The sequence below is a fragment of the Helicobacter cynogastricus genome, from assembly GCF_900197855.1.
GTDB classification, from domain to species: Bacteria; Campylobacterota; Campylobacteria; order Campylobacterales; family Helicobacteraceae; genus Helicobacter; species Helicobacter cynogastricus.
In genome coordinates, this window is sequence record NZ_FZMQ01000016.1 from 1 (window position 1) to 25,966 (window position 25,966).

At 44.2% G+C, this 25,966-nt stretch carries 30 protein-coding genes and 3 pseudogenes; 14 read left to right on the forward strand and 19 right to left on the reverse strand.

Annotation, left to right across the window (positions count from 1 at the left end; all coding sequences use genetic code 11):
- Together C6H00_RS07635 and C6H00_RS07640 are read right to left on the reverse strand one after the other, a co-directional pair.
- A partial coding sequence (locus tag C6H00_RS07635; protein WP_158655759.1) for a hypothetical protein occupies positions 1-695 on the reverse strand: 695 nt, incomplete at its 3' end.
- A 65-nt stretch (positions 696-760) separates the two neighbouring features.
- Positions 761-1,273 (reverse strand): DUF1804 family protein, encoded by a 513-nt coding sequence (locus C6H00_RS07640; protein ID WP_104750403.1) that lies wholly within the window; start codon positions 1,271-1,273, stop codon positions 761-763.
- 95 nt (positions 1,274-1,368) lie between these two features.
- On the opposite strand from C6H00_RS07640, the gene C6H00_RS07645 reads away from it, so the two are divergent.
- The 4 genes from C6H00_RS07645 (at position 1,369) to C6H00_RS07660 (ending at position 4,043) form a co-directional block, all read left to right on the forward strand.
- Positions 1,369-1,725 (forward strand): hypothetical protein, encoded by a 357-nt coding sequence (locus C6H00_RS07645; RefSeq protein WP_104750404.1) that lies wholly within the window; start codon positions 1,369-1,371, stop codon positions 1,723-1,725.
- 35 nt (positions 1,726-1,760) lie between these two features.
- Positions 1,761-1,988, forward strand: coding sequence for a hypothetical protein (locus C6H00_RS07650; protein ID WP_233704486.1), 228 nt, complete (start codon positions 1,761-1,763; stop codon positions 1,986-1,988).
- Positions 1,981-3,510 carry a phage terminase large subunit gene (gene terL, locus C6H00_RS07655; protein ID WP_104750406.1) on the forward strand — a complete coding sequence of 510 codons (1,530 nt, stop codon included), beginning with the start codon at positions 1,981-1,983 and terminating at the stop codon, positions 3,508-3,510. Before C6H00_RS07650 ends, terL begins: the two co-directional genes overlap by 8 nt.
- Before the next feature lie 122 nt (positions 3,511-3,632).
- Positions 3,633-4,043 (forward strand): phage virion morphogenesis protein, encoded by a 411-nt coding sequence (locus tag C6H00_RS07660; protein WP_104750407.1) that lies wholly within the window; start codon positions 3,633-3,635, stop codon positions 4,041-4,043.
- A 342-nt stretch (positions 4,044-4,385) separates the two neighbouring features.
- Here C6H00_RS07660 and C6H00_RS07665 read toward each other — a convergent pair whose 3' ends face one another.
- Positions 4,386-4,751, reverse strand: coding sequence for a hypothetical protein (locus C6H00_RS07665; RefSeq protein WP_104750408.1), 366 nt, complete (start codon positions 4,749-4,751; stop codon positions 4,386-4,388).
- Between the two features lie 383 nt (positions 4,752-5,134).
- Here C6H00_RS07665 and C6H00_RS07670 point away from each other — a divergent pair, with 383 nt between their 5' ends.
- The 3 genes from C6H00_RS07670 to C6H00_RS07680 are packed head-to-tail and all read left to right on the forward strand — an operon-like array spanning position 5,135 to position 6,970.
- A complete protein-coding gene (locus C6H00_RS07670; protein ID WP_104750409.1) occupies positions 5,135-6,481 on the forward strand; it encodes a polymorphic toxin type 50 domain-containing protein in 1,347 nt (448 codons plus the stop codon).
- Positions 6,481-6,744 carry a hypothetical protein gene (locus tag C6H00_RS07675; protein WP_104750410.1) on the forward strand — a complete coding sequence of 88 codons (264 nt, stop codon included), beginning with the start codon at positions 6,481-6,483 and terminating at the stop codon, positions 6,742-6,744. The genes C6H00_RS07670 and C6H00_RS07675 overlap by 1 nt, the downstream gene beginning before the upstream one ends.
- A gap of 16 nt (positions 6,745-6,760) precedes the next feature.
- Positions 6,761-6,970 (forward strand): hypothetical protein, encoded by a 210-nt coding sequence (locus tag C6H00_RS07680; RefSeq protein WP_104750411.1) that lies wholly within the window; start codon positions 6,761-6,763, stop codon positions 6,968-6,970.
- A 4-nt stretch (positions 6,971-6,974) separates the two neighbouring features.
- Here C6H00_RS07680 and C6H00_RS07685 read toward each other — a convergent pair whose 3' ends face one another.
- Complete coding sequence (locus C6H00_RS07685) at positions 6,975-8,153, reverse strand: phage portal protein family protein (RefSeq protein WP_233704487.1); 1,179 nt, start codon at positions 8,151-8,153, stop codon at positions 6,975-6,977.
- Between the two features lie 76 nt (positions 8,154-8,229).
- Between C6H00_RS07685 and C6H00_RS07690 the strand changes: the two genes are divergently transcribed.
- Entirely contained in the window at positions 8,230-8,694 is a 465-nt protein-coding gene (locus C6H00_RS07690) for a hypothetical protein (protein WP_104750412.1), read from the forward strand.
- A 75-nt stretch (positions 8,695-8,769) separates the two neighbouring features.
- Here C6H00_RS07690 and C6H00_RS07695 read toward each other — a convergent pair whose 3' ends face one another.
- On the reverse strand, positions 8,770-9,210 hold the full coding sequence (locus C6H00_RS07695) for a hypothetical protein (RefSeq protein ID WP_104750413.1): 441 nt from the start codon (positions 9,208-9,210) through the stop codon (positions 8,770-8,772).
- The gene (locus C6H00_RS07700) at positions 9,207-10,133 is read right to left on the reverse strand and encodes a hypothetical protein (RefSeq protein ID WP_104750414.1); all 927 of its coding nucleotides are present in this window, start codon (positions 10,131-10,133) and stop codon (positions 9,207-9,209) included. Before C6H00_RS07700 ends, C6H00_RS07695 begins: the two co-directional genes overlap by 4 nt.
- A gap of 75 nt (positions 10,134-10,208) precedes the next feature.
- Here C6H00_RS07700 and C6H00_RS08880 point away from each other — a divergent pair, with 75 nt between their 5' ends.
- Positions 10,209-10,535, forward strand: coding sequence for a hypothetical protein (locus tag C6H00_RS08880; RefSeq protein ID WP_233704488.1), 327 nt, complete (start codon positions 10,209-10,211; stop codon positions 10,533-10,535).
- Positions 10,536-10,589: 54 nt separating this feature from the next.
- Here the strand turns inward: C6H00_RS08880 and C6H00_RS09175 are convergent.
- Positions 10,590-10,844, reverse strand: a pseudogene (locus C6H00_RS09175) (restriction endonuclease subunit S); the annotation flags it as partial.
- Between the two features lie 127 nt (positions 10,845-10,971).
- Here C6H00_RS09175 and C6H00_RS07710 point away from each other — a divergent pair.
- Positions 10,972-11,205 (forward strand): annotated as a pseudogene (locus C6H00_RS07710) (IS607 family transposase); the annotation flags it as partial.
- Positions 11,180-12,463 (forward strand): RNA-guided endonuclease InsQ/TnpB family protein, encoded by a 1,284-nt coding sequence (locus C6H00_RS07715; RefSeq protein ID WP_104750415.1) that lies wholly within the window; start codon positions 11,180-11,182, stop codon positions 12,461-12,463. The pseudogene C6H00_RS07710 and the gene C6H00_RS07715, both read left to right, overlap by 26 nt.
- 49 nt (positions 12,464-12,512) lie before the next feature.
- Here the strand turns inward: C6H00_RS07715 and C6H00_RS07720 are convergent, their stop codons facing one another.
- The 7 genes from C6H00_RS07720 to C6H00_RS07745 form a co-directional block, all read right to left on the reverse strand.
- Positions 12,513-12,764 carry a hypothetical protein gene (locus C6H00_RS07720; protein WP_104750416.1) on the reverse strand — a complete coding sequence of 84 codons (252 nt, stop codon included), beginning with the start codon at positions 12,762-12,764 and terminating at the stop codon, positions 12,513-12,515.
- Positions 12,761-13,186 carry a host-nuclease inhibitor Gam family protein gene (locus tag C6H00_RS07725; protein WP_104750417.1) on the reverse strand — a complete coding sequence of 142 codons (426 nt, stop codon included), beginning with the start codon at positions 13,184-13,186 and terminating at the stop codon, positions 12,761-12,763. The genes C6H00_RS07720 and C6H00_RS07725 overlap by 4 nt, the downstream gene beginning before the upstream one ends.
- The gene (locus C6H00_RS07730; protein ID WP_104750418.1) at positions 13,176-13,430 is read right to left on the reverse strand and encodes a hypothetical protein; all 255 of its coding nucleotides are present in this window, start codon (positions 13,428-13,430) and stop codon (positions 13,176-13,178) included. Before C6H00_RS07730 ends, C6H00_RS07725 begins: the two co-directional genes overlap by 11 nt.
- Positions 13,431-13,496: 66 nt before the next feature.
- On the reverse strand, positions 13,497-13,673 hold the full coding sequence (locus C6H00_RS08595) for a hypothetical protein (RefSeq protein WP_158655761.1): 177 nt from the start codon (positions 13,671-13,673) through the stop codon (positions 13,497-13,499).
- On the reverse strand, positions 13,670-13,990 hold the full coding sequence (locus C6H00_RS07735) for a hypothetical protein (RefSeq protein WP_104750419.1): 321 nt from the start codon (positions 13,988-13,990) through the stop codon (positions 13,670-13,672). The genes C6H00_RS08595 and C6H00_RS07735 overlap by 4 nt, the downstream gene beginning before the upstream one ends.
- A 9-nt stretch (positions 13,991-13,999) precedes the next feature.
- Positions 14,000-14,869 (reverse strand): AAA family ATPase, encoded by an 870-nt coding sequence (locus C6H00_RS07740; protein ID WP_104750420.1) that lies wholly within the window; start codon positions 14,867-14,869, stop codon positions 14,000-14,002.
- Positions 14,870-15,064: 195 nt separating this feature from the next.
- Positions 15,065-16,582: a DDE-type integrase/transposase/recombinase gene (locus C6H00_RS07745; RefSeq protein WP_104750421.1), complete on the reverse strand. Its 1,518-nt coding sequence runs from the start codon at positions 16,580-16,582 to the stop codon at positions 15,065-15,067.
- 110 nt (positions 16,583-16,692) lie between these two features.
- Between C6H00_RS07745 and C6H00_RS08885 the strand changes: the two genes are divergently transcribed.
- Positions 16,693-17,568 carry a hypothetical protein gene (locus tag C6H00_RS08885; RefSeq protein ID WP_233704489.1) on the forward strand — a complete coding sequence of 292 codons (876 nt, stop codon included), beginning with the start codon at positions 16,693-16,695 and terminating at the stop codon, positions 17,566-17,568.
- A 307-nt stretch (positions 17,569-17,875) separates the two neighbouring features.
- On the opposite strand, the gene acpS is transcribed toward C6H00_RS08885, so the two are convergent.
- From acpS to C6H00_RS07770, 4 genes are read right to left on the reverse strand one after another with little or no spacing between them, the layout of a single operon-like run.
- Positions 17,876-18,229, reverse strand: coding sequence for a holo-ACP synthase (acpS, locus tag C6H00_RS07755; protein WP_104750422.1), 354 nt, complete (start codon positions 18,227-18,229; stop codon positions 17,876-17,878).
- The gene (gene fliL / locus C6H00_RS07760) at positions 18,226-18,777 is read right to left on the reverse strand and encodes a flagellar basal body-associated protein FliL (RefSeq protein WP_104750423.1); all 552 of its coding nucleotides are present in this window, start codon (positions 18,775-18,777) and stop codon (positions 18,226-18,228) included. The genes acpS and fliL overlap by 4 nt, the downstream gene beginning before the upstream one ends.
- 12 nt (positions 18,778-18,789) lie before the next feature.
- Positions 18,790-19,308, reverse strand: coding sequence for a 16S rRNA (guanine(966)-N(2))-methyltransferase RsmD (gene rsmD, locus C6H00_RS07765; RefSeq protein WP_233704490.1), 519 nt, complete (start codon positions 19,306-19,308; stop codon positions 18,790-18,792).
- A 53-nt stretch (positions 19,309-19,361) separates the two neighbouring features.
- A complete protein-coding gene (locus C6H00_RS07770; RefSeq protein WP_104750425.1) occupies positions 19,362-19,685 on the reverse strand; it encodes a hypothetical protein in 324 nt (107 codons plus the stop codon).
- A 73-nt stretch (positions 19,686-19,758) separates the two neighbouring features.
- Here C6H00_RS07770 and lepA point away from each other — a divergent pair, with 73 nt between their 5' ends.
- Both lepA and C6H00_RS08890 read left to right on the forward strand, forming a co-directional pair.
- Positions 19,759-21,552, forward strand: a complete 1,794-nt coding sequence (lepA, locus tag C6H00_RS07775) for a translation elongation factor 4 (RefSeq protein ID WP_104750426.1) — start codon at positions 19,759-19,761, stop codon at positions 21,550-21,552.
- Positions 21,553-21,583: 31 nt separating this feature from the next.
- Positions 21,584-25,333: an AAA family ATPase gene (locus C6H00_RS08890; protein WP_233704491.1), complete on the forward strand. Its 3,750-nt coding sequence runs from the start codon at positions 21,584-21,586 to the stop codon at positions 25,331-25,333.
- On the opposite strand, the pseudogene C6H00_RS07785 reads toward C6H00_RS08890, so the two are convergent.
- A pseudogene (locus tag C6H00_RS07785) lies at positions 25,322-25,966 on the reverse strand (hypothetical protein); the annotation flags it as partial. The gene C6H00_RS08890 and the pseudogene C6H00_RS07785 overlap by 12 nt on opposite strands.

Genomic DNA, 25,966 nt, shown 5'->3' on the forward strand with positions numbered 1-25,966 from the left:
GGGTGGTTTCTTGGGGGTTTGGGTTCTGCTTGTGTGGGGGCTGTTTTAACTTCTACTTTTTTAGGGGGCGGGGTGGTTTCTTGGGGGGTTTGGGGTTCTGCTTGTGCAGCTTGGGGTTGCTGAGCTTGAGCCTCTTGTTCTTGGCGCGCATCGCTGATAAAATGGCTGTAAATGCCCTCAGGACCAGCAGAACACGCCCCGCTCAAGCTCAAAGTGCTAAACTCCTCGCTCATCAAATTCAAATCCCCATCTAAACTCAAATTCACATTATAAAAGATCGCATGCACTTGTTTCCCCATCACGCTTTTGCCCACAAACTCTAAGCGGAAACTCTGACTCTGGCTTTGGCTGCCCGCTTTGAGATATTGTATAGTGGTTGGGTTTTGGGCCACCCCGCCATAGGGCAAAGCCTCCCCCTTTTGCACTTCTTGGGTGTAGACTTCTGAACCTAGTACTAAGGCTAGGGCCTGCGCGCTAAAATTATTCCCCTTGATTTTTAAAGTCCAGTTTTCCTCTGTAATCACTTCGGCTAACTTCTGTTTAGCCCCGTATGCGCGTGTCCACGCCGTGGTTTTCTGACTTTCTTTAGACAAGGAGAGTTCTAAACATCCAATGTCAATACGCTCCCCTGTTTGGCCTAGCGGGGTGATGTACAAACTCCCCCCACCAAAATATAAATTGTCTTTTTGTCCCATTTTGACTCCTTACATATTATATGTAGAGCTTTTTTAGCACGCCGCATAAAAAAGATTTGCGCCGCTCAATCCTTTTTAAACACTTCTTTGATGATCGCATCTGCATGCGCGCTTAAAAACTCCACCACTTCCTCTGCTTGCATGTCCACCGCAAGCTTGGCGATGACGCGCAGCACTCTTTGGGTGTTGGCATGGGCTAGCTCTTTGGCGCGCAATTCGTCATTATTTTTTGGGGCTTTGAGTTGGAAATATAACTTAGTGTATTTGGCCAACTCTGGCAGGCTGAGTTGTTCGTTGTGCAAAATTTGGGCTTCAAAGCCGGCAATAAGAGCGTTCACAAAATAGGCTTCGCTCATGCCAATATGTTGTTTGTTGCGCTTGTGGATGAGCAGCAGCGCGTCCCAGTCATCCCCCTCTTTAAGGGCTCTTTTGCGGTGCGAATTGATGGTATTCTTGGTGATATTGAGAGTTTGGCAAATGTAGTCATAACTCTTGCCCTGCAAGTAGAGCGTGCGGATATTCTCGGCTAATAAAATATTATTGCGCGTGCCCACTAAATTATGAAATGCTTTTTTCATGGCAGGAGTTTAAGCTAAATTGCAAGCGGGCTTATGCGCAGGTGCGCAAAGATTTGACATACATACATATAGAATCTCTGCAAAAAAGGATATCCATGCCCCCTGTATTTAAATTAGACCGATCGTACATGGAGTTTAGCGCGATCTTAGAAGATGGCACGCAACAAAACTTCCGCTTTTATGATTTAAGCGATTTTCAGAGCAAACGCCTCTTTGAGCTCTCTAGTACTCAAGGCTTGCAGAGTGCGAGCGCGCGCATGCAATTAGAATATGAGACCATCGAATCTAATCTGCTCTGCCTCAATGAAGACGCTCAAAAAGCCCAAGAATACAAACAAGAGTTTTTAAACACGATGCAAGAAAACGGCAAGACTATGGATTTTGTCAGCTTTGTACAAGAGGAGTTGGCCGCCCTGCGCGCCCAAAAAAAGCCCAACTTGAAACGCTCCTAAAGCAATACGGTCTAGAGGTTAAAGGAGTTGTGGTAGTGATGCCCTATGAGAGCGATGATGAAGAAGTGCTAGAACTCTTCAACGCTTTTATTTTAGTGCATAGCTTCAAAATACAAGGGCTGAGCTCTTTTGTAGACGTGGAGCTAAATTACTTGGCTCTTAAAGACTTTTGTCAAAAACACCATTACGACACTTTAGAAATCTTTGAGCTTTTTAAAAGCGCCTCTTTGGTAGTCTCCTCTTGTTTTTTCGATCATGAATGAGAGTTTAGAGGATTTAAAGCAGTATTTAAAAAGCCTTAAAAGCGCGTTTAATGCCGACCCTAAACGCAAGAGCGCAGCTTTAAAACACTTTGGCGTGTTTGCTCAAACCTACTTTTCCCACCATTTAGAAAAGGGCGATCATAGCCACTTTCGTGAAAGCATTTACAACCATATCAAAACCTACCTAGAGGATTCCAAGATATGTATCTTCAAGGCCTACCGCGGGGCGTATAAAACCACGCTTTTAGCGCGTATGCTCACCATTTGGCTTTTTGCGCGCAATGAACGCCACTATATGATTTACATTGGCAATAAAAAAGAGGACACCGAGGAGACTATCGAGTGGCTTAAAATCGAGCTGACAGAAAACGCGCTTTTAAGGCAAGACTTTCAGATTCAAAAGGGTTATTCATGGCGCAAGGGGGAGTTGGCTATTGATTTTGAAGGGGTGCACAAGAAAATTAAGAGTTATTCTATTGAGGAGAATATCCGCGGGCTCAACTTCTTGGGCAAACGCCCCGATCTAATCATCTGTGATGACATGGAAAATGGGCAAAGAATCCAATCTAAGAAATACCGCGAAGATATCTATAAACAATTTGAAAGCGCGATTTTAAAACTCCCCGCACGCAAGGGGGATTATAATATTTTAGTCGTGGGCACGACTTTACATGAAGAATGTTTGTTATTGCGTTTGGAGCAACGCTGGAACGCCAAATCTTATAGCTTCCCGCTGGTGCTAGACTTTGGCCCCAACATTGATGGGCTCAGCGCGCAAAATATCCACAATTACGATCTTTCCAAAGTTATCCTAGATGACCCTAGTTTGGATAAAAAAGAAGTTTTAATGGAGTTTTTGGGCAATAAAAACGCCTTTTTGGCCGAGTTTCAAAACACTCCTACCAACGCCAAAGACGCCATTTTGGGCGATTTTGAGCTCTACACACAGCTACCCCCTCAAATTGATGCCATTTACATGGGCATTGACCCGGCTTTGGGCAAGGCTAAGGGGGATTTTTTTGCTATCGCGCTGGTGCACTACAGCAAGGCTCAAAGACGCTACTTTGCGCGCGTGCACGCCTACAAAGAAAAGCCTGACAAGATGATTAACATTGTGTTAAACACCTACGCGCACGCTCTAAGTTTGAGCCCTTATGTGAAAATCGGAATTGAGGTAGTGGCCTTTCAAGCCTTTTTTAAAGACCAGCTTAAAAAACGCGCCCAAGAATTAGGCCTACACTTTTTTAGACCCATAGAATTAAAAAACACCACGCATAAGGAAATCCGCATTGATAGCTTAGCCCCCCTGCTCTCTGAGCGCGTTTTGCTCATCGATGCCTACAGCCATGAACTCATCAGCGAATTGCAAAGCTACCCTAAAAGCGCGCATGATGACTGCTTAGACGCCCTAGAGTTTGCCATGCGCATTGCGCGCCATAAAAACATAATAGATTATGTCCATGTGCGCAAATCTTTAGCCAAACGGCGTTTTAAGTCTTCTGGGCCTCAAAATCGCCTGTAAGGCTTTTGAACCTCAAAGAAGACCCAACACACCACCCCACCCCAACAAAACGATTTTAAAGGGGGTTTAAATGGGTATTTAATGGGGTTTTATCCTAGCGCATAGATTGAAGGAGGCAAAACATGAACTTAGATGTGATCAAGCAAGAAATCGCCAATGAAATAGAAGCGCAAGTTAGAGAGAGCTTTAACCAGCAAAAAGACGCGCTAAGTGGGCGTAATTGGACACCTCTAAAGCCCAAAACTCTTAAATACAAAAGTGAGCATAAGCCCATCTTAGAGCGCAGTAGGCTTTTACGCTCTAGTGTGCGCGTGGACATCACCCCCCAAGGGGTGTTAACGCGCGTGAATGTGCCTTATGCGCCCTTTCACCAATTAGGCACGCGCAAAATGCCTGCGCGCCGTTTTTTACCCTTTGAAAAAGAGGGCACGCCCTCAAGGCAACTTTTAAAAGCGATGGAAGATATTATGAATCCTGAGGGTGTGGGCGGGCGCGATTTGCTCCACCAAATTGCCGCACGCTTGCGGATGTGAAACACTCTTTAAAAGCGTTGTGCTTTGAGGTGGCGTATGCGCAATTTAAGAGATTTTCTAGCTTTTTTTGTTAGACTAAAGCCTAGCTTCAAAGAGGGATACGCGGGCTCCTTATAGTCGGCGGCGGCAGGGTTATCGACCCGTGCCCCCTAAGAAAGCGCATAGTCGCTAATCCGTTGATTGGTGGCGTGTGGGAGGAAAAGCGACGCTTTTCTCCTCCTTCTTGAAGTGCCTTTAGAAAACGCTGCTTGCTTGGCAGCTAGGATACTCACGGGGGTACCCCAAATGGGGGTCAGACCCTGCTGGTCTTCTTAGATGAAGTAATCCCCCGGGGTGGGACATCTATTCCCATTTAAAATTAGGGTTTTTGTAAAGAAATTTTTTATTGTCTAAATTGTCCTTGATATTCTTAAGGTCATTGCTCCACATCAAAGAACTTAGCCAATTCTCCCCTTTTAAAATTTTGATGGCAATTTTATACCACCGCCCAAATTTTACGCCAACGGCAATATTATTTTTATATACAGGGTCTTTGGCTATCAATAAGGGTTCTTGTAGGATGTCTTGAGCTAGGTAGTAGTCGAACAAATCCGTATGCTTGTGCTTTTCTAAGTGGCTATTCATTTGCGCCCCTTGTAGCTTAATCAGCGGGGTGGGCGCCCCCACCACCTGCATAATCTCAGGTTTGAGGGTAGCAAAGAAACCCACGGGGTCATTTAGGCGTATTTAAGTTGTGTTTAGTTAGCTAATGAGGGTGCGGGTGCACACCGTGAGAAGAATCAGGGCGCTTCTCTAGTTCTATATGGGCAGGTGCGTTATTCCCAACTAAAGCCATCGCTTTTATAAATTATATCTTTCTTTTCTAACCATTTGCGTATAGACTTGGCTTTTGAGCTGTGTAGCAGACTTCTAAACCAATTGCCCCCATCTTCTTTAATCCCAATAGCCAAACGATACCACCGCCCAAATTTGACCCCCAAGATATAAGTATCATCTGCTCCGGGCGCACCGCTCCCCTCCTTGTCTTTAAAACGCCATCAGGGAGGCTACAAAGCGCAAAAGTCCTTTAAAGCCCGGCTTAAAATCCCCTCATGTCCTTTTTAGAAGCCATTGACTCCTTAATGGAGCGCAACCCCACGCTTATAGTTGATGGGGCTAAGTTCAAGTTTAACGAGTATTTAAGAGTGTTCAGCATAGCCAAAGTGGCGCGCTTGGATATTATCCAAGACACCCAAAACGCTCTTAAAAAAGCCCTAGAGCAGGGGCTAAGCGCACAGCAATTTTTAAAAGCACACCCTAATTTAGTCCAAGAGTTGGGAAAAAAACGCCTGATGCGCGTTTTTGCCCAAAATCTCATCTACGCCAACACACGGGGCAAGATGCTCCGTTATGAAAACGCCCCACCCATTGCAGACTCTAGTGATGGGGATGGGTGGTACTTCGTATTTCATAGCCGGCACGACTCAAGGGCTAGACATTTGGCCTATGATGGCATTTGTCTACCTAGAAAGCATGAATTCTGGAAAACCCACACCCCGCCCCTAGATTGGGGCTGTCGCTGTGAAATACAAATGTGGAGTGAGAGGCAGATCAAGGCTAAGGGGATTGAGGTTACTAAAAATATTCCACAAGGCAGCGCAAAAGAAGATGGGCATTATGAGCCAGATGCGCCCACTTTCATTAAAAACTTATTGGCGAGCAAAAGACAAACTTATAAAGATAACCCCAAAGCCTTAGAGGTACTGGAGAATATCCACAAAAAAGGGGAGCAAAAGACCCAGAGCTTTAATGCCCTAGCCAAAGCCTTTTTAAAAGGGGAGGTGTTTAAATTAGGGCAACTCTTTAAAGAGGTGGTGCATTTAAACCCTTTGCAAAAGGGCATCGATGCTTTTGACGCGTTTTTAGCCAAAGAAGCCCTAGAGGGCAATATGGTTGCCAAAGTGGGGCAAAATGCCTTTTTTAAGAGGATTGGGCAATGGTATAAGCTAGATTTGAGCGCAGATGTGGGGGTGCTTAGCAAAATCAAAGAACTACCAACTTGGGACATTAAAAAAATCGCCCAACGCCAAGAGGACGAGGGCGACCTAGAGATGGAGGGGCGCATTAAGGCCGCGCTTGAGATGTGGTTACCCACACTCAAACTAGATGACAAGCAAGAATGGCACATTTTAACAAGTCCGGGTTACATTCAGGGCAGGAGTTACTACGAGCACCCACTAGATGCGGAAGCGTTGAAAAGATTGATCCGCAATGCTAGAATTAGAGTCAAAAATGGTAAGAATTGGAATGAAAAAATCATAATAGAACACCCCGACTTTGAGGGCGTGGTTTTGCCCCATGAAAAGACCAGCACGGATAAGCCAGTCCGCACAAGAAAAAGTAAAGTGCATTTTAGCAATAATAGTTTTCATATAGTGCCCTATATAGGAGAGTTGTGATGGTTGACATTTACAGCTTAAAACAATGGCAGAAGTGGTTTGTTAGGGTTAAAACCACAAGTGGCGAGGTAAGAGAGGGGGTATTTTGTGGTTACGATGGCCCTAGTTTCGATGAGTATGAAGAAGGGGAAGATGAGATTTTACTAGACATGCAGATAACAGAAGGGCATGGTTTGCTTTTAAGCTTTGAGAGTGCTGATATTGCCGCGTTCACGCCCATAAGAAAAGCCACAGATGAGGAATTGGGCATGTGGGGCAGATAGGTGGAAAAGGAACAACATGATCGAAGTTACAGCGCATGAGCATTTACTAGGCAAGCGTGTTAAAGTGGTTTGCCTTGATGGAGGGGTGATTACTGGCGTGTTTAAATCCTATGGCCTTTGTGATACGGGCGATGATTTAACCATAGATGCAGAAACTTCTACTTATGCTTATCTTGGTCTTGTTACGCTAGAAGCGCTTGATGTGCAAAGCCTAGAACCGCTTTAACTTTTTACCACCGCTCATAGATCAAAGCTAGTTGCTTGAGCAAATCTTCTTCTATCGTGGACAAATTCACGGGGCTATTTTGCATATTGTGTTCAGCACTAACATTCACAGGGCGCTCAGCGCGTCTTAAAGGCACATTGAAGGCCTTTTGTAGGGCCCCCAAATCCACCTCTAAGCCCATTTCATAGAGGGCTTTATAAACGCGCGCTTGGCGTTCTTCATCGATTTCAGTATTGGTGTCTAAGGTGAGCTCAAAGGAGGGCACATTTTCAAAATACAGCCCTAAGGCCTCTTTTAGCGCCTCTTGAAGGCCTTCTATTAAAATTTTGGCGTCAAATTCGAGCATGTAGCGTGTCATGTTCTCATGCACCACGCCCAAAGCCTGCGTACCCTTAGACACGGCATTAGAGCTTAGCACCTGAGCGCTGACCACTTTGCTAATACACTCATCACAATAACGCAAGAAATCCAAAAAGACGCCCCGATCCACATTCCCATTTAAAAGCTCTAAGGTGTCTTCTTTATTGAAGATGCCCACAGAACTTGCGCGCAAGTCCTCTAAATTATCCAAGAGCTTTTCTAATTCTTTATCATCCTCAAAGCCCTCACTTTTGAGCACCAGGGGGGGAATGCTCAAATTCTCCAAATAAGTCATGTATTTTTGCATGGCTAAGAATTTGAGCGCGGCAATGCTAAGCACGCGATAGCACACGGAATTATAAATGTCCATATTGCCCACTTTGAGCACATCACTACGCTCTTCTAAAAACACCTGTTGCCCCTCAGAATACACAAAAACGCGCATCTCGTATTTAGCATCGTAGTTGAGATATTGCGCGCTGATGGGCTGATAATTTAGCCCCCCTTTAGCATAGCCTTTAATAAAATACGCACAGCCATAAAAAAGCGCTTCTGTGGCGTTGTAAAGAAAGCTATGCCAGCCGTGTTTTTGGATATTTTTAAAGGCCTCTTGTACGCGCGCATCTTCACACTCTAGCACTAAAGGCAAGCGCGCGAGCAAAATACGCCTTTTGTGCACCTCCGCGCTCACTTGGGGGTCAAAGCGCAGGAAATAACGCCCCACCTTGACAATCTCCTCAAAACGCTCTGAGTTTAGGGCGTTTTTGATCATCTCATAGCTAAGCTGTGGGGGGATAAAATGGGGGGTGGAAAGCTTTAACATGCCTTCAGCCTAGCGCATCCTAGCGGCCATTTTTGCGCTTTTGCAAAAATTCATGTTGATATTGCTAAAATAAGACATGACGCACAAACAAAAGGCTTACCGCTTAAAATTGCTAAAAAAAATCCATGCCCACCCTGTGCACAAGCAAATTAAACGCGATGGAGAATGGCAAGAATGGCTAAGGGAGCGTTTTAATGTGGAGAGTTCTAAGTTTTTGAGCATCGACGCGCTCTTAGATGTGTTGGCCTTGCTAGATGGGGTGTGTCCTGCCTTTTTCACCCCTGTAGATGCGCTAGGGCCTAGCCAAAACCAAATCCAAGCGGTGCTAGATTTAAAAGAATCTTTGCGTTGGAATTTGGCGCGCTTGGAGGGTTTTAGCCTACACACTTGCAAAAAACCCCTAAAAGATCTGAGTAAAAGCGACACCACTAAGCTAATTTTAGGGCTTAACAAAGTGTTGCGCGCACAACAAGCCCGCTTGGATAAAATGTACCACCCTCTTAATAACCCGCAATATCATCCATGCCAAGAGCCATTTTAAAATTTGAGCATTTTAAATCTTTGGGCTTTGAGGAGCTATGCGCGCAATATGGCGGGCAAAGAGTGCGCTTAAAACTTAGCCTAGTGCCAAAGCAAACAACGCGCTCGCTTCAGGGAGGGCCAAAAGCGCACCGCCCCCCATCAAAACCATCTGAGGATTAAAAGTAACCCCCCCCTGCTCTATTCTAAAGCCAAAGGACACAGAATAAGACTTACCTTCGTAGCGCGCAATATGGCGCTCAGTGTGCCCATCGCGCACACGCAAAGAATAATAACCCAGCGCATCTAGGCCAAGCACAAGTACTAGGCTTAAAGTGCGCGGGACAAAGGGGCAGGAGAGAAAGAAGGGCTGCAAGTCTGAGCGCGTTGTGCTAGCTAGATGCATCACAGGGATGGGATTATCTGCTAATTTTTCTACCTCCACTCTTTTGAGCTCTAATTGGGCGTTAAGCTCTTCTAATTGCTTAAGAAATTCCCCCCTTTTGGGCAAAGGGGTCTGCGCGTCTAAAATAATCATGTCAGCTCCTGAAGTTCTAAATCAATATGCGCTCTTTTGGTGTCATTAAAGTTGACATCAATGCTTTTAATAAGCCCAAAAAGACGCAAACACTCCAGCGCGTCTGAAAGCTCTAAGATGGAAGGGGTGCTTTTATGGCGCACCAAAACCTCAAGGATGTTATCCAAGTTCTCTAGCAAAACTAAGATCGTGAACTTATAGGTTTTGCGATAAACCCCGGGCTTGATTTTAGTTAGTCCGGTGTGTTCGTCCACCTCTATTTTGGAGAAATCCTCCACACTCAGCGCGCCCTTGTATAAAGTCGTGCCCAGTTCTAACAACTCCCCGCAGAAAAACACCCCCAAACTCACCGGCACATTTGACTTAAGCACCCTCTGCCCTTCATAGGCATAAACCTTTATCCCCTTTTCATCTACAATGGTTCGACTCTCTTGGAGGGTGTTTTTAAGCACCACTTCATAGATTGCAGGGCCTACGTGGGGGAAAAGATAGCTGCCCTCTTTGGCTATTGAGCGTTTGAAAAAGTAACTTCGATAGTCTGTTTCTTCCTGCTTGCCTACGATCTCCTCTTTGAGCAAAGAACCCTTAGTATCATATAAGCGCACTTCTAGGGTGTTGCACGCAAAATTAGTTAGATACAAGCACCCAGAAGTGCGCACTTTTAAGCGCATATCTTGCCCTAAGGGCATTGTGCTTAAAGAGTTGGGCGCGCTATCAAAGGCGCGCATGGTGTTGTCTGCCCCAATTTGCCTAAAATCGCTCTCTAAATTAGGTTTTTCACTCTGCTTGATGCACTCATAGAGGGTGTTGCCCTTTTTGACAATTTGCCCCACTTCATAGTGCCATAGCGCGCTAAATCCGGGCGTGTCATCTTGCAGAGAGCTCTCTAAAATCTCAATGTCTGATCGTAAAAGTATGCGCATGCCAGATTTTTAGCACAAAAAAGCGCGTTGCGTTGCGAAGCATTTGGATAAGCGTTTTTGCGTTATTATTAAAGTATGCCCTATTTAGAATCTATCGCCGCACTCATGGCGCGCAAACCTGCTTTAATTAAAGACCCTGCTAAATTCAAGTTTGAGGACCATTTAAGGGCGTTTGCCCTAGCAGGAGTGGGCAGCATAGATACGCTTATTGATTTTCAAAACGCCTTAGAAAAGGCCATTGCTCATAAACAAACTCTTTATGACTTCATCAAGGCTAATCCCAATCTTGCCAAAGAGTTCACCAAAAAACGCCTGGAGCGCATTTTTAGTTATAACAAAGTCTATAGCCACACGCGTGCCAAGATGTTGGGCTATGAGAACTGTTTGGTACTTGGCTTTTAGTTGTGAAATGTGTTGTTTTTCTAGCGCGCTTATCAAGGCACGCATGTACTCAAGGGCCAAAACTCCATTATCAAAGGGGAGCGCAAACTCCAAATTCTGCAGGGATTCTAAAGGGCAGCGCATGCCCCAAGTGCAATTAACCAGCACCTTAGAAATACAGGTTTTGATGAAGAGCGCGCTTTTTTCCTCCATTTCAAATTTGGGCAAGAGTACGCGCACATTGTTCCCACATACGAACGCGCGGGGTTGGTAGAAAACTTGGAAGGTGTCGCTGCTAAAAGTTAGGGTTTGGGGGGGGTTGAAGCGCACTTTTAGGCACGCTCTCTTTCTCTAAAAAGCCTTTGATGCCATTGTTTTGTGCGCTGCGGCACACATAAGCCACACGGCTAGGCCCCGTGGGTAAAAACAGCAATATAAAATCTATAAAATTCTATAATTCTCTATAAGTTTAGTGTTTGCCATTTGTGAGGCTAAAAGCGTGGAGGTGATTATCATTAATCAAGGCGATGAGAATGTCCGCTTGCAGGAGGAGTTAGCTAAAGATGTGCTAGAAATCATTACCGTATTCTCAGCTAGACTTTATGGAGCACGCTCAAAGAAAAATAAACAGCTTTTAGAGCAAATGCAAGAAGTGGTAGAAAATAATGTTACAGCTGACACACAAGATTGAGCTAACCCCTAACAATAAGGCACAAACCCATTTTAAAAAGGCTTTTGGGTGTGCTAGACTTGCCTATAATTGGGGACTTGCGAAGTGGAGAGAAAACTACAAAAACGGCATTAAATCTAACCACTTTGCCCTAAAGAAAGAGTTCAACGCCCTTAAAAAGACGCATTACCCCTTTGTCTATGAAGTGTCCAAATACGCCACTGCCCAACCCTTCACACATTTAAACCTTGCTTTTCAAAAATTCTTTAAAGACCTAAAGCTTGGCAAATTGAGCTACCCCCGTTTTAAGCGCAAAAGAGAACATCAAGGCAGTTTCTACATTGGGGGCGATCAAATAAAAATCATTCAAGGCGACACAAAAGACTATCTAAAAATCCCTAATTTGCCTAAAATCAAAATGACAGAAAGGCTAAGATTTAAAGGCAAGATTAACGGGGCGACCATTACACAAAAGGGGGCTAAATTCTTTGTTTCCATTCAAATCAACACCACACAAGAGGAGTTTAACTGCACGCATAAGCCCATTAAGAGTAATAGCACTCTAGGTGTGGACACAGGCATTAAAGCGTTTGCTAGTCTATCTAATGGCTTACAAATCCAAGCACCTAAGCCCTTAAATAGGCTAACAAGACGGCTCAAAAGATTTAGCAGGCAAGTTTCTAAAAAGCAACACCCGAAAACCAAAGGCGACAAGACTAGAAAATCCGCTAATTATCTTAAAGCCACTTTACGCCTAAACCGCTTACATGCACGCATTGCCAACACCCGCAATAACTTTTTACACAAGTTGAGCACTGCATTGATACGGCATGCCAAAGTCCTATGCATGGAGAGCTTAAAGGTTAAGAATATGCTTAAAAACTCTAAACTAGCCAAAGCCTTAAGCGATGTCAGTATATCCGCCTTTAACACACTCTTAGACTACAAAGCCAAATACTATGACAGAGAGATCAAGCGAGCCGATGCCTTTTATCCTAGCTCTAAAACTTGCTCTGGATGTGGCAATGTCAAAAAGGATTTAACGCTTAGTGATAGAGTGTATCATTGTGGGGCGTGTGGTATGGCGGTGGATAGAGATTTTAACGCCAGTGTTAATCTAGTGAAGCATTTAGTAGGTGGAGTTCCCACCGAATTTACGCCTGCGGACATGACGGCTCTGTTAAGTTGTTTTGCAAAGAATGGCTTAGTAACCAGCATGGTGGAAACAGGAATACAACAGAAACCGCTTAAATTTTTTTCTATTGATAGGATTTTATAGGATTTTATGCGGTTTTATAGGTTTGTAAGAACGGCGAAGTCTCTTAAATTTAGATTTTTTGGCATGTTTTTTTGTAGAGTTTGAGCGCGCGGGTGTATTGGGGCTGGTTAAGCCCTAAGCGCACGCACAAAGAAAGCCCATTTTGACCATTGTAGAGCTCAATAAACTTGGCGATTTTGGAGCGCACATTGGGGCGGGGGATGTAGAGCTCTTTGCCCCTTAAGAGGGCTTGAACTTGCTCAAAACTCCCGCTACAAAGGCTTTCATAGAGCTCAGGGGTTAGGGCTAAATGGCGACTCATTGCACGCTGATACTAAAATTGCTGATCGTGAGCTTTTCTATACCCAACTGCTTAAGTTGCACCTCCTCTAAATTGCCCAGTGCCTTTAAAATTAAGCTCTCTTTGACTTGGATGCAGTGATTTAGCCCCATTTCTTTGAGCGTTTCAATCACGAGCCCCTCCATTTCCTTATCCACAACTACTTTGGTGCTCTTGGTGAATTTGAGCACGCCCTCAGGCAGCACCATTTGTTTTTTGTCCTTGAAATCGGCGATGTGCTCGCGCGCGTGCTCTTCAATTTTGCTTTTAACTTGCTCAATTTTCTCATTGAGTTCTTCAATGTCCGCGCTCAAATGCAGACGCGTTTCTACTTTAAGCTGTTTTGCAAACTCCAATCTTTTAATCTCTTTGAGTTGCTCGCTAATAAAGTTCTTATCCATCATATTTTTCTCCTAGTCTGCGGATTTTGCGGTTTAAAATTATGAGCATGCGATTACATAGGTTGTCCCATTTCAAGTATTCGGCCTGTTCCATGCGGTAGGCTTTGGCTTGTTTGGCATCTTCTTGAGAAACACAGAAGCGAATTGCCTTATCTAATTGTTTGATGCGCTTGGCGTTTTTAGCCTGCTCTTCTAAGAAGGTGTTTTTAATCATCTGTAATTCCATCACTAATCCGTACCCATTCATTGTTCTCCTTGTGTTGCATTTAAGGCCCTAGCCTTAAGCAAACCCCCCAAAGGGGGCTCAATAAAGCTAGTAGCTGATCGTGCGCTCTAAGGTGTTGACCTGCGCGCCATCGCTTTTACGGACCACAAACTGCCCGCAAGGGCTCAATTTGTAGTTATGCGCGCTGTAAAAAAAGCCATCTGCGCTCTTGTAATACACCCGTGGGGCTCTTTTGGGTTTTTTAAGCAAGAATTTAAAAATCATGAAACGCTCCTTTGTGTTTCTTGGTTGTAGATTCGCTTTGCATATTCCCAAGTGGCTAGTTGCTGTAAGTCTCTGAGTTCTTTGGGTTGAAATTTCTTTTGTAAGTAATCTAGACGCTGCAACACTTTAAATTGGGCATGCGCGGCGTTAATCCCCCCTAAGTTAGATTCTTGCAAGATACGCCACAAGACCAAGTGGGCGAATAAATAGCGTGCTTCCTCTTGCTTGCCTATGCGCGTGATTTGCAGCGCAAAAAAGGCATCACGGCTTCCAAAATAACGCTTGATAAAATAATTGAGCATCTTAGCTGTGTTCATGCGCGCCCTTTAATCCAAAATAGACATAGAGGCGACAATTTGGATACTTTGGGCCAAATCTCCCCCATTGATTTGAGAAAAACGACTCGCCATTTTGTAGATTTTGCACGCACGGCGCAAGTTGTTGGTGATGGCTTGCAAAGACGCGCCCAAATCTCCAAAGAGCAGAGTAAAATCTGCCTTAGAGGGCGTGCCAAACTCGTATTTGAGAGAAATACGGCTATAAAGTTGGAGCAGCTCCCCATTTTTCCCCTTGAGATTTTTGAGCAGTTGGGGTGTGCCACAGAGCACCATGGGGGTGTTGGTGAAATCTTGCAGGCGGCGCAGAGCTTCTAGGCTGGAAGTTTTGAGGTGTTCGGCCTCATCCACAAGCAAAATACTCTCGCGTTCGCCCAATCGTTTAGACAAATTTAAGATTGTTTGGGCTACACTTTTAGCCGGGCTTGCTCCCAAAAGCTCGCAAAGGCCTTTCAAGAAGTCCTTATTGCTCACCTCTGGAACAACCTCTAACAAAACGCTCTGTGGGGTCTTTTGAGCGTAAGCCTTCAAACTTTCACTTTTGCCGCTTCCTGCTTGGCCATAAAGCAAGCAGGACTCTTGGCACACCACCGCTTGATCAATGATGAAGTGCGCGTTTTTGAAGTTTTCTAGTGGTTTAATCTCAAATTGAGCGATTTCATGCCTTTGTGTGGCGTTGGTGCGATGACTAGCCATAAAATCCTGCAGACTTTTTTCTAGCTGGCTGACATCTTTGGCTTTGTAAGTGCCCTTGATGTAACTTGAGATGAGCGCGGGGCTTTTGTTGATGCTGCGCGCTACTTGGGCTTGAGAGAGCCCAAACTCAGCAATAAAGGCCTCTAATTCTTTTCCTAAATGCATTTAATGCCCTTTCTTCAATAAAATGTTTAAAACCATTCAATACCCGTTAAATGCGCCTTTAACGCGTTTAATAGGCGGGGTCGCAAGCCCCCTAAAAATCCAAATCTATTTTTTCCTTTCCTTGTTAAAATTTGCCCCGCTCTTGCACGCTAGAGCATAGGCAAGGCTCTTTTAAAAGCCCTGCATATGGCCTAGTCACTCATAACCTGCTGCCTTTCTGATTTGCTCTAGGGTTTGTTTGATTTTTTCTTGTTTGCTCATCGCCTCTTGGAGGGGTTTTTTCTGCTCGACTCTTTGGGCTAGGATTTCACCTACCTTTTTCTTTCTGTGCGCGCTGGCCTTTTGCCTAGCGTCCACAATGGATTTTAAGAACGGGTTGACCTGAGTTTTTAAATAACGCGACTTGGTTTTTCTAAATTCCTCTAAATCCATGCACTCTGCGCCCAAATGCGTCGAGTTAGCCACTCCAATAAACTCCTTATTAGGGGTGTAAAGGCTGACTTGAGCGGGGTCATCAGGGTTTTCAACCACAATCACGCTATCGCCTATGGCGCATTTCTCCCAGATTTGCGCGCTGGTGTAGGTTTGGTTGTTAATTTCCACGCCAAAAGCGCGCACGGTGCGCTGATGCGCTTTGCCCAAAGTGTTATAAATCTTGGCTAACTCATCAGCACTAGGAATGAGCGGGGCGTGGGCGCTGTAATTGTTATATTGCTGGGCTAAAGTGTGCTCGATGATGTATTGCAGCTCGTCCTCAAAAAGTAGATCGTCTTCATTGATTCGCGTGGCTTTCCCACTTAGGGTGTCTTTTTTGCTCGCGTTTTGGGCTTCGATTTTCTGGCGTTTGCTCACATCATTGCCGATATAGCCGGGTAGCCATTCTAATTTGCTATGCAAAACCCCAAAAAAGCGCTCAATCTTACCTTTTTGACGGCCTTCATAAGGCGTACACGCCACGCTCTCAATCTTATTGGCTTTCAAAAAGCCTTGATAATGCGCGCTGGCATAATCGCTTCCATTGTCATGGCGGATTTTATCAGGCACGCCCAAGCGTTTAAAGGCGTTGAAAAGCACTTTAAGCTGGGAGGTGCTGGAGTTAGAGTCAATTAATTGGGCAAATGCGCTTCCGCTAAAAGAGTCAATCACCGCGCTTAAGACCTTGCGCGCCACGCGATAGCCCTTTTTAGCGCTAGGGTCTTTGATTTTCATCATAAAGTCGATGCGCGTGCTATCTACTTGCCACTCTGCATTGATGTATTCTTTTTGCTTGATACCCACTGGGTAGCGTTGTAATAACCCGTCCTTGCCCTTTTTCAAAAAGATTTGGATGCGCTTATCCCCCTCAATCAACTTGCGGGCGTGGTCTACGAACTTGGAGTAATGCGCGCTGAAATGGGGGTTTTTGGCGCGTTCTAATTCTAAGTAATAGCGGTAGTATGCGCTATAACAATGATGCCCCCCGCTAGAGCCTAAAGCTAAAATCGCTTCTTTAATCAGTTCTAAATTAAACTTGCGTTTGCTTTCATGTTGTCCGGGCTGTTTGCCTACTTTGCTTTGCAGGCCTTCCATGCCTTTTTCTTGATACAAACGCATCCATTTGAGGATTTTATTGGCCATGTTGGAGACTTGGACATTGCTTTTTTCAAACTCTCCGCGCGCTTCTAAAAGGACACGGACCACCAAAGCCACGGCGAAGTGTTGTTGTGTGCCCATTATGAAATTTACGATGCGGTGTTTCTCTTGGGGGGTGTGCCAATATGAATGCGTATGAATGCGATTATTTAGAGCGTGGTATAATTAGCTTTTTGTGCAAGGAGAACAGATTGAAACGAACTTATTTAATGAGCGCGTTGCTGGTGGGGTTTTTTTCAGCCTGTAGTGTTTATCAAAGCGCGGATGCTCTGCCAGATTTCAAAGAAAGAGATCGCTACACCAAAGAAAAACAAGAACAGCCCAGTAAATCAAAAGAGCAAAAAGAGGTGCGAAAGCAACTGCCTACACCGCCTTCTCAATCACATCAACCTCAAAATCCTCCAAAACCTTCTAAAAAAATCGAAGAGAAGGAGCACGAAAAAATTGCAAAGGCACTCCGCGCTGAAGATGCTAAAATTGAAAATACACTCAAAGAACTTAGTGTGCTTGTTGCTGCTAACACTAAAAAGGTGGAAGCTTTAGACAAGCAACTTACAAAACCTCAGCCTAAACAGGAAATCCCTCCAGCTAAAGAAAATATCCAATGGGAAAATGTGCATGTGGAGGATATACCAGATAACAAGGTGATGATCACCAAGTCTGATCATTTTTTGGTAGGCTATGGAGTCAGCGGAGGAGATGTGAATTTTGTTGATGAAGCCAATGCTAAGGATAGTGCCTACTTTAACGCTCGCAGAATGCTCACCTCTCTAATATATCGAAAATTTATTTGGAATTTGGATCGCAAACACCTCAAATCTGAGCATCTCAAAAGTATTTTACTCTTCACCATTGACAAGGCGATCAATAGCGCAGACATTTATAAAGAGAACATGTACATAGCCCTGCCATCTTACAACAAATTTGTCTCTCTCTTTATTGTAGATGTGCGGGTTTTAACCCGTATTAAAAGACTTGTGCAAACGCAGTACACTTTCACTAAGGCCCAACGCCAAGTCATCGATCAAGCTATCTTGGATATGCAAAATGACGATGCAACTTATTAAATTGTGGAAGGCATAGAGGTCATTAACTCCCTTAACTTAAACTAACCTAATTTGAGCCTTATTTATTCACATGGGGGGTGTCAAATAAGGCTTTGTTGCGTTATTTAAGGCATGATTTTGCTCCATTGAGGCTAAGATAAGGCCAAAAAATCCTTTAAAAATTTTTTTTATTGCCAAATGGGGAAAAGTTGAGACACATTTCAGCTGCAAGGTAACTCCCTATTTAGCGCGCTTCAGGCCAGTTTTTCACATTTTCACACCCCCTACTACTACGACTATTTATAAATACATGGGGCGCACAAAAAAATCAAGTACGAGGACAAAGCATGACCACAGCAATGGCACAACCCATGTCATGCGTGATGCTCACATGTAAACTTTGCAAGTGAAAAAAATGCATTTTAGAGGGGATAAGAGAAATAAGAGGCGCACCTTTAGTACTTTTACTCAAACAAATGTCTAAAAAGCCTAATTGTGTGCCAATACCTACTCTTAAAGCCTTTGCACAGGCTTCTTTAGCCGCCCAAGCCCCAGCTAGACTAGCAGGCTTAACAAAAAGAGTTTGTTCGTAAGGGGAAAGAAAACGATCTAAAAAGTGCTGTTGGTGGCGATCGAGCACCCTAGCAATACGCGCTATAGCAACTAGGTCAATCCCAATCACTGGATCACAAAATCCGTAAAAAAGACATTTTTTATAAAACCATCGATTAAAAAGCTATTAACATTGCTCCGAATCTCTTCCTTGAGCTTATTTTTACCCTTAAGAGTAGTGATCTCTTCCACGGTTTTAGATGAGAGGATCTCAATGATGGTATCTCTAATAGCTGTTTCTTTATTCTTAATTTCTTCAAGCAACTTGGAATCATTAAGTTCTAAAGATACACTAGCTTTTAAGTAACGCCGTCCATTCTGACTGATTAGATTTACCACAAAAGGTCCTGCAAGAGGGTAAAGTGGCCCCAAAGAAAGATAATCTGAAGAGCGTACCATCAGAGAGCTTTCATCGGCATTATTGTTATTCATTTGGGCGTTGCGCATCTGTTGTGCTGCGACCCCTCCACCCCTAGACGCACCCTCATTAGGTTCAGCACTCTTGCTCATGAATAGAAACACGATCACGCCTACCAAAATAAGCATGACTAACACGGCCCCCATCACCACAAACAACATCGCTTTACTTTTTTTAGGAGCTTTTGCTTCTTCTGGCATTTAGAGTCCTTTTTATGATTTAGAATAATAACTTAGGCTAGTACGCCCAAACTTAGTTTGTTTGATTATACTAAAGCTTGCTAGATTTGCAGGCATACTCTCTTGGCTTTGGTGTTCAAAGATGATCACGCTAGAGGGGGGTATCTGTATGTTTTCTAAGCAAACAAAACAAGCTTGCAAAGGCATATTAAAAGGGGGGTCTAAGTAGAGAATTATCTGTGGCGCGCTCAAAGAATGAAGGTGCTTTGGCAGTAAAGTCAAGCTATCCCCCTGAATAGCGTGCACTTTCAAGGGCTGTTTAAATCTCTTTTGAAAAACACGGATATTTTTTTGTAAAAGAGCAAACACCTCTCTTTCTTTCTCAAAGAATAACGCTTCTTGCGCGCCACAACTGAGTGCCTCTAACCCAACGCTCCCGCTCCCTGCAAACACTTCTACAAACGCGCTTGTTGTGATAACGGGGCGTAGGACATTAAATAATGAAGTGCGTACCACGGCTTTGGTAGGGCGGGTAGTTTGTTTAGAGGGCATGCACAAGGCCAAACCCTTACATTTTCCACTTAAAACCCGCAACACAGGAAACATTAAGGGTGATACTCTTGAATTAAATCCAAGAGTTTGCGCGTATATTCGCTCAAAAGAGCCTGTACCTTGCTCTCTAGGCTTTCTTCTTGGATTTTTTGACTATAGAGCTCTTGTAGCGTTTCTAAAAGGCTTTCTTGGGTAAAAGGGACGCTAATGTGCGCATTTTCCCCTGAACCAATAATATAAGTCGTCTTTACTGGCTTATCTACAATATGATCGCTCAAGATGAAATCGCAACCCTCCAGCGTGCTTAAGAAGTCTTGCAAATAAGATTCGAGCACATGCGTTAAAAGCAAAGAGTGGCAATTTAGGGCAATTTTCATCTTTCTTCTTTTGTGCGCATTCTGTGCTATTATTGCACATTTTGAGTTTGAAAACGCTTACCTAAGGGGTTTTGTGCAAGAACACATCCGTAATTTTTCCATCATCGCCCATATCGATCATGGCAAGAGTACTTTAGCTGATTGCCTCATTCGAGCCTGTAAAGCCCTAGAGGCGCGCGAAATGACAAGCCAAGTTTTAGACACAATGGACATTGAAAAAGAGCGCGGGATCACTATCAAAGCCCAGTCTGTGCGCTTGGCCTACCGCTTTAAGGGGGTGGATTATATCCTAAACCTCATTGATACCCCCGGACATGTGGACTTTAGCTATGAGGTCTCGCGCTCTTTGCACGCTTGCGAGGGGGCGTTATTAGTGGTGGATGCCACACAAGGCGTGGAGGCACAAACCATTGCTAATGTTTATATTGCAATGGATAACCACCTAGAGATTTTGCCCGTGCTCAATAAAATCGACCTGCCTAATGCCGATGTGCAAGCGGTCAAACAGGACATTGAGGACACTATCGCATTGGATTGCTCAGAGGCTTCCTGTGTGAGTGCTAAGAGTGCGCTAGGTATCACAGAGCTCTTAGAAAAGATCATCACCCAAATCCCTCCGCCCAGTGGCAATCCGCATGCCCCGCCCAAAGCCCTCATTTATGACTCTTGGTTTGATAATTATTTGGGCGCGCTCGCCTTAGTGCGTCTTAAAGAGGGGCACTTAGAAGTGGGACAAGAGGTCTTAGTGATGGGAAGTCAAAAACGCCATAGTATCTTAGGACTCTACTACCCCCACCCTCTGCACAGAGTGGAAACTCGCGCCTTAGAATGCGGAGAAATTGGCATTATTGCGCTAGGTTCTAAAAACTTGACTGATATTGCCGTAGGGGACACCATCACAGACGCGCACACCCCCACCGCACAAGCCATAGAAGGCTTTATCCCGGCTAAACCCTTTGTCTTTGCTGGACTTTACCCCATTGAGAGCGATCAATTTGAGGCTCTAAGAGACGCGCTCTATAAACTCCAACTCAACGATGCTGCTTTGCAATTTGAGCCTGAGAGTAGTGTTGCGCTGGGTTTTGGGTTTCGGACGGGTTTTTTGGGACTCTTACACATGGAGGTGATTAAGGAACGCCTAGAGAGAGAGTTTAAGCTAGATTTGATCGCCACTGCACCCACCGTGGTCTATGAAGTGCATTTGCAAAATGGGCAGGTTGTCATGGTACAAAACCCTAGTGAATTGCCCCCTGAGGGAAGCATTACTTGCATTAAAGAGCCCTTTGTGCGCGCAAGCATTATCACCCCTAGCGAGTATTTGGGCAATTTGATTAGCCTACTCAATAAACGGCGCGGGGTGCAAGAGAAAATGGAGTATTTGAATCAAAGCCGCGTGCTATTAACTTATGCGATTCCTAGTAATGAAATTGTGATGGATTTTTACGATAAGCTCAAATCTTGCACAAAGGGTTATGCGAGCTTTGATTATGAACCCATTGATTACCAAGAGGGAGACTTGGTCAAGTTAGATATTCGCGTAGCTTCTGAGGTGGTGGACGCGCTCTCTATCATTGTGGATCGTTCTAAAGCCTATGAAAAGGGTAAGGCATTAGTAGAGAGTATGAAGAGTCTCATTCCACGCCAACTCTTTGAGGTGGCCATTCAAGCTAGCATTGGCAATAAGATCATCGCGCGCGAAACGATAAAGTCCGTAGGCAAGAATGTTACGGCTAAATGCTATGGGGGGGATATTACGCGCAAGCGCAAACTACTAGAAAAGCAAAAAGAGGGCAAAAAACGCATGAAAGCCATCGGTAAGGTACACCTCCCTCAAGAGGCATTTTTGGCGATTTTAAAGGTGGATTAGAGAAGTTATAGAGCTTTTCAAGAGGGCGTGCATGGGAAAATCCAAAAAAGACATGGGCGTTTGCGAGCTCAAAAGGCATTTAATTCTCCAGCGCGCGGGTTGTTTGGCATGGATGGCTGATCACGCCTATAAAAATTTTGGCTGGGTTGCTCTAAAACCCTTGCACCAAGCCCAAGGTTCGCACTTGGCTTGGGAGAGGATTACAGCGGATCAAGATTGCTATGTCTTGGAGGGGGCAGAAAAATTAGAATGGTTGCAAAAATACCCTTATAGAGCCTATTACTTCTTTAGGGGTATTTGTGCTCAAAGACAAGAAGCCCAACGCGTGATCATCTTTAAAGACAGCGCAGAGGTGCTAGATTTTTTGGTGAATCTCTATAAACCCTATGCCCATTTTGATCCCAAATTCTCCCAACACCAAACAATGGTAAATTTGAACTTAGAGGCAGACAAAGAGAAAAACCGCGCCCGATTCCTGTATGAAAAAACCTTGCAATCTTGGTCTTATTCCTTTGAAAATACATTGCATAAAATTTGCCTTAAAACCCCCACGCAGGTTAAAATCCCCCTCTCCTCCCTCCCCTTTTGCCCCAGAACTCTTACACCCGTGCTAGAAAAATACCTTTGGGGCGATACTTATATCTTCCAAACCACCTACACACCCCCGCCTAATCTACCCAAGTTTGATCCTGAGATTTTGCGCACAAGCTTATCTAAGTCTCTTAAGTTGTGGCAAGAACATTTAGAGGAGTGTATGGACAACCTAGTCCCGCCTCAAAGAAAACCCAAGTTTAAACGCAAGGTGCGCAAACAGCTTGCCAAACTTTGTTTTGCCCAACACCATGGCTTGATCACACTAGAAATTATCGAACACTTCAAACTCCACGACCCAGAAGACCCTGAGGCAATCAAGGCAGTCGCTCAAGTCTATATTGCCCAAAACTTCCCCAGCTCTAAGGACAAAATTACCATCCCTGAAGAGAGCGAATATTTTGCCCTCCGGCGTTTTATGCTCAATGATCAAAAGCATTACTACATGGAACAGGCTTTATGGGTTTGGGCGTACCAACGCTTGTTAGAGATTTTTAATGATTCTTTGGAGAGCAGGGAAATACAAGATCAACTTTTGGCGCGTCTAAGCCCTGTACAGGCTTGCGCATTTGAGCAAGCCTTTTATGAAAATCTTGAGGAGAAGCAGGGGGTGGCTATATGGAGTTTGATTGAGCATTTGGCATTGCCACTTGCTATTTTACAACAAGATAATCAAGTCGTGGTTGCTAAAAATCCTCATTTTAAGCCCGCCAACTTTTTAAATGAAAGCGCGCACCATCGCGATATTTTACGCCTCTTGTTTTTCTTTGGCAGAGTGTTAAGTGAGGAGAATGTCAGCCAATTACTCCAAATGCACCGCGATATTATCCCTCTTTATCCGCATGTCTCAAAAAAGATGGGCCTCCATGCGCTTAAAATTTATTTGCTCCAACACAAAGCGGGTTGCTTGTGTTGGATTGCCGATCAGGCCTATAAAAACTTTGGTTGGGTGAGCCTAAATCATGAACAACAAGCCCAAGGTGCGCATATCGCTTTGGAGTATATGACAGAGGCGCAAATTTATCAAAGGCAAGAAGCGCATTACTTCTTTGCAGGCATTTATGCCCAAAGACAAGCAAAGCAACGCCGGATTAATTTTCAAAACGCTCAAGAAGTGATTGCCTTTTTAGTGGAGCTGTTTAAGCCCTTTGCTACTCACGATCCCAACCATGTCTATCATTTGAGTGCCGCCCATGACACTATGCAATATGTGGATGTAGATATAGAACATTTTGGTGCGCGTTTGTATGAGGAAATTCTCAAAGAATGGGAGCCAGATTTTGTAGACTCCTTAGAAAAAGCCCTCAAGCAAACCCCCACGCATGCCACAATCGCCACCAGCGATCTCCCCTTTCTCACCAAAGAGACCGAACTCGCCCTAGAAAAATACTGCCAAGGCGATAATTATATTTTCCAAACCACCTACACCCCCCCAAGTGTTTTGCCCAGTTTCGATCGCTCCATTTTAGCGTTCAACTTAAAAGAGAGCTTAAGGATTGAGCAAGGGGCGTTAGCAGGCGTGGTGGATCATTTGGCACGCCCCAAGAATAACCCCACACTCAAGCGCAAAACCCGCAAACAAATTGCCAAACTCCGCTTACAAGAAACATGTGGGATATTAACCCCCAATGATTTTAAAAGTTTCCATTTAGACTACCCCAAAGCCAAAAGTTTTTTAAACAAACACCGCTTCAAGCATCAAGGACAAGAGTGTTACTACTTTGAATACGCCCTAAATATTTGGGTTTTGCAACGCTTATTAGAGATTTTTGAGGGCTCTATTGCTATGCAAGAAGTCGAGCATGCCCTCTTAGCGCGCCTAAACCCCGCCCAAGCCCTAGAGTTTAGCAAGATTTCTAGCCAACGACATGCCGGGATGGACAGCATGATCAACACCCTTGCCAGTCATTTAAATCTGCCATTAAGCATTGTAAAGCATAGCGATGGCATGGCGATCGTGCCCAACCTCGCTTTTAAGCCCCATGTGTTTTTAAGCCACAGCCCGCATAGCCCAGAAGTTTTACGCCTGCTCTTAGACTTTAAAAACCACCACAAAGAGTCAAAAAAGCCCACACCCACCACACCCCCGCCATATTTTGCCCTAGTGCCTAAAGCATTAGAAGAGGCATTTAGTCAGTGGTGTATTGAAAATATCGATGTGCACACGGAGTTATTATTTCTTGATGATAAGCCCGCCTTTGCCCAAAAAATCTTTGAATGGCAACGCCAATTTCTCAAAGAGAAGAGCAATTTTGAAGAGAATTTTTTAGAGTGGTGCATGGCTCATTTGGAGAGTGCCAATGTGCCTATAGAGGATAAAAAGGGCTTGATCCAAAAGATTATAGAGATAGAACAACACTTGTTCAACGAACAAGCTAGGCTAGAAAGAGCGTTTATTGCATGGTGGGCTGAGAATGTGGATATAGAACTAGAAGCCCTATTTTTTGATGATAAACCCGCCTTTTTCCAAGCAATCCTTGCGATGCAGACGCAATTTTTCCAACAAAACCCCATAAAACTACAAGAGCTAAAGATCGCAACTCCCACCCAAGAACCCCCAACCCCAATCACACCCAAACCCCAAGACAAATATTCCCCCAAAGCCATTAAAGCTTATTTGGATCAATTTGTCATCGGTCAAGAACAAGCTAAAAAACAAATGAGTTTGGTTTTTAGCGATCATTACAAACGCATTCAAGGGCAATCCACTTTAGAAAAGGCAAACGCTATTTGCATTGGACCTTCAGGCAGTGGCAAGACTTTTTTAATTGAAATGGCGACCCAGTATTTAGACATTCCCTATTGTCTTATCAATACCGCCTCTCTTACCCCCACAGGTTACAGAGGCGAAGAGACTAGTCAAATGTTTGCCATGCTCTATAGCAATGCGGATAAAAATATAGAAAAAGCGCAAAAAGGGGTCTTGGTTTTAGACGAAATCGACAAACTCGGACAGGGGGGCTGGTATGACAAAGAGTGGAGACAAGGGGTGCAAAACGAACTCCTAAAAGTCATTGAAAAGGGGATGGTGTCCTTTGAGTATGGAGATGGGAGCAATAAACAAACCATCTCTTTAAAAACCGATCACATGCTCTTTGTTGTCCTAGGGCATTTTGAAAAGTTATGGAAAAATAACAAAACTCTCCATCAAAAACTTCCCAAAATCACTAATGAAAATTTAAATGCTTGAGCCAATTTTTCCCCCTGTGGTGGGCTTCAAGCTTCTTAAAATGTTAGCATCTTGATTAAAAAGTCTATGAAAGCCTTGAGCAATTTCTATAAAATCCTTAGCCCCCTTGCTGCTAAAAGTCCCCTGCGTGAGTTTGCCCAACTTCTCAAAGAATTGCGCGCTATCAAAGACCTTTAAATCCTCCTCCCCGATTAAAGAGCGTTGAAAAATTCGATGGAGCATGTTAAGCTCTAGCACTTCTTTATTTTGCGCGCTTAGACCCTTAGTGAGCTTGCTAAAATTATCTAGCCCCTCCTCTCCTTGACCCTTAGCAAATTTGATAAGCGCATCTAGGGCCTGCTCTTGGCTACTGGCCACATCTCTTAAGCGCAATTTCTTCACTTGCTTTAAAGTCTGCTTACTTAAAGCATAATCTTTAAGCGCGGTGTTAAAGAGTTGTTCATATTTGCTCCCCATCTGCGCAGGAAGTTCTTTAAAAAGTTGGCTGCTGCCCGCTTTTATATCCTCTCTTAAAAAGTTTTCTAGCCCCCTTTGGATATGATCTCTTAAATTAGGGTTTTGTGCCTCTTTGTAGTAGCTATTGAGCAGTTTGCGCGCGTTTTCAAGTTGGGTAAAGCTAACCCCCTCTTTGTT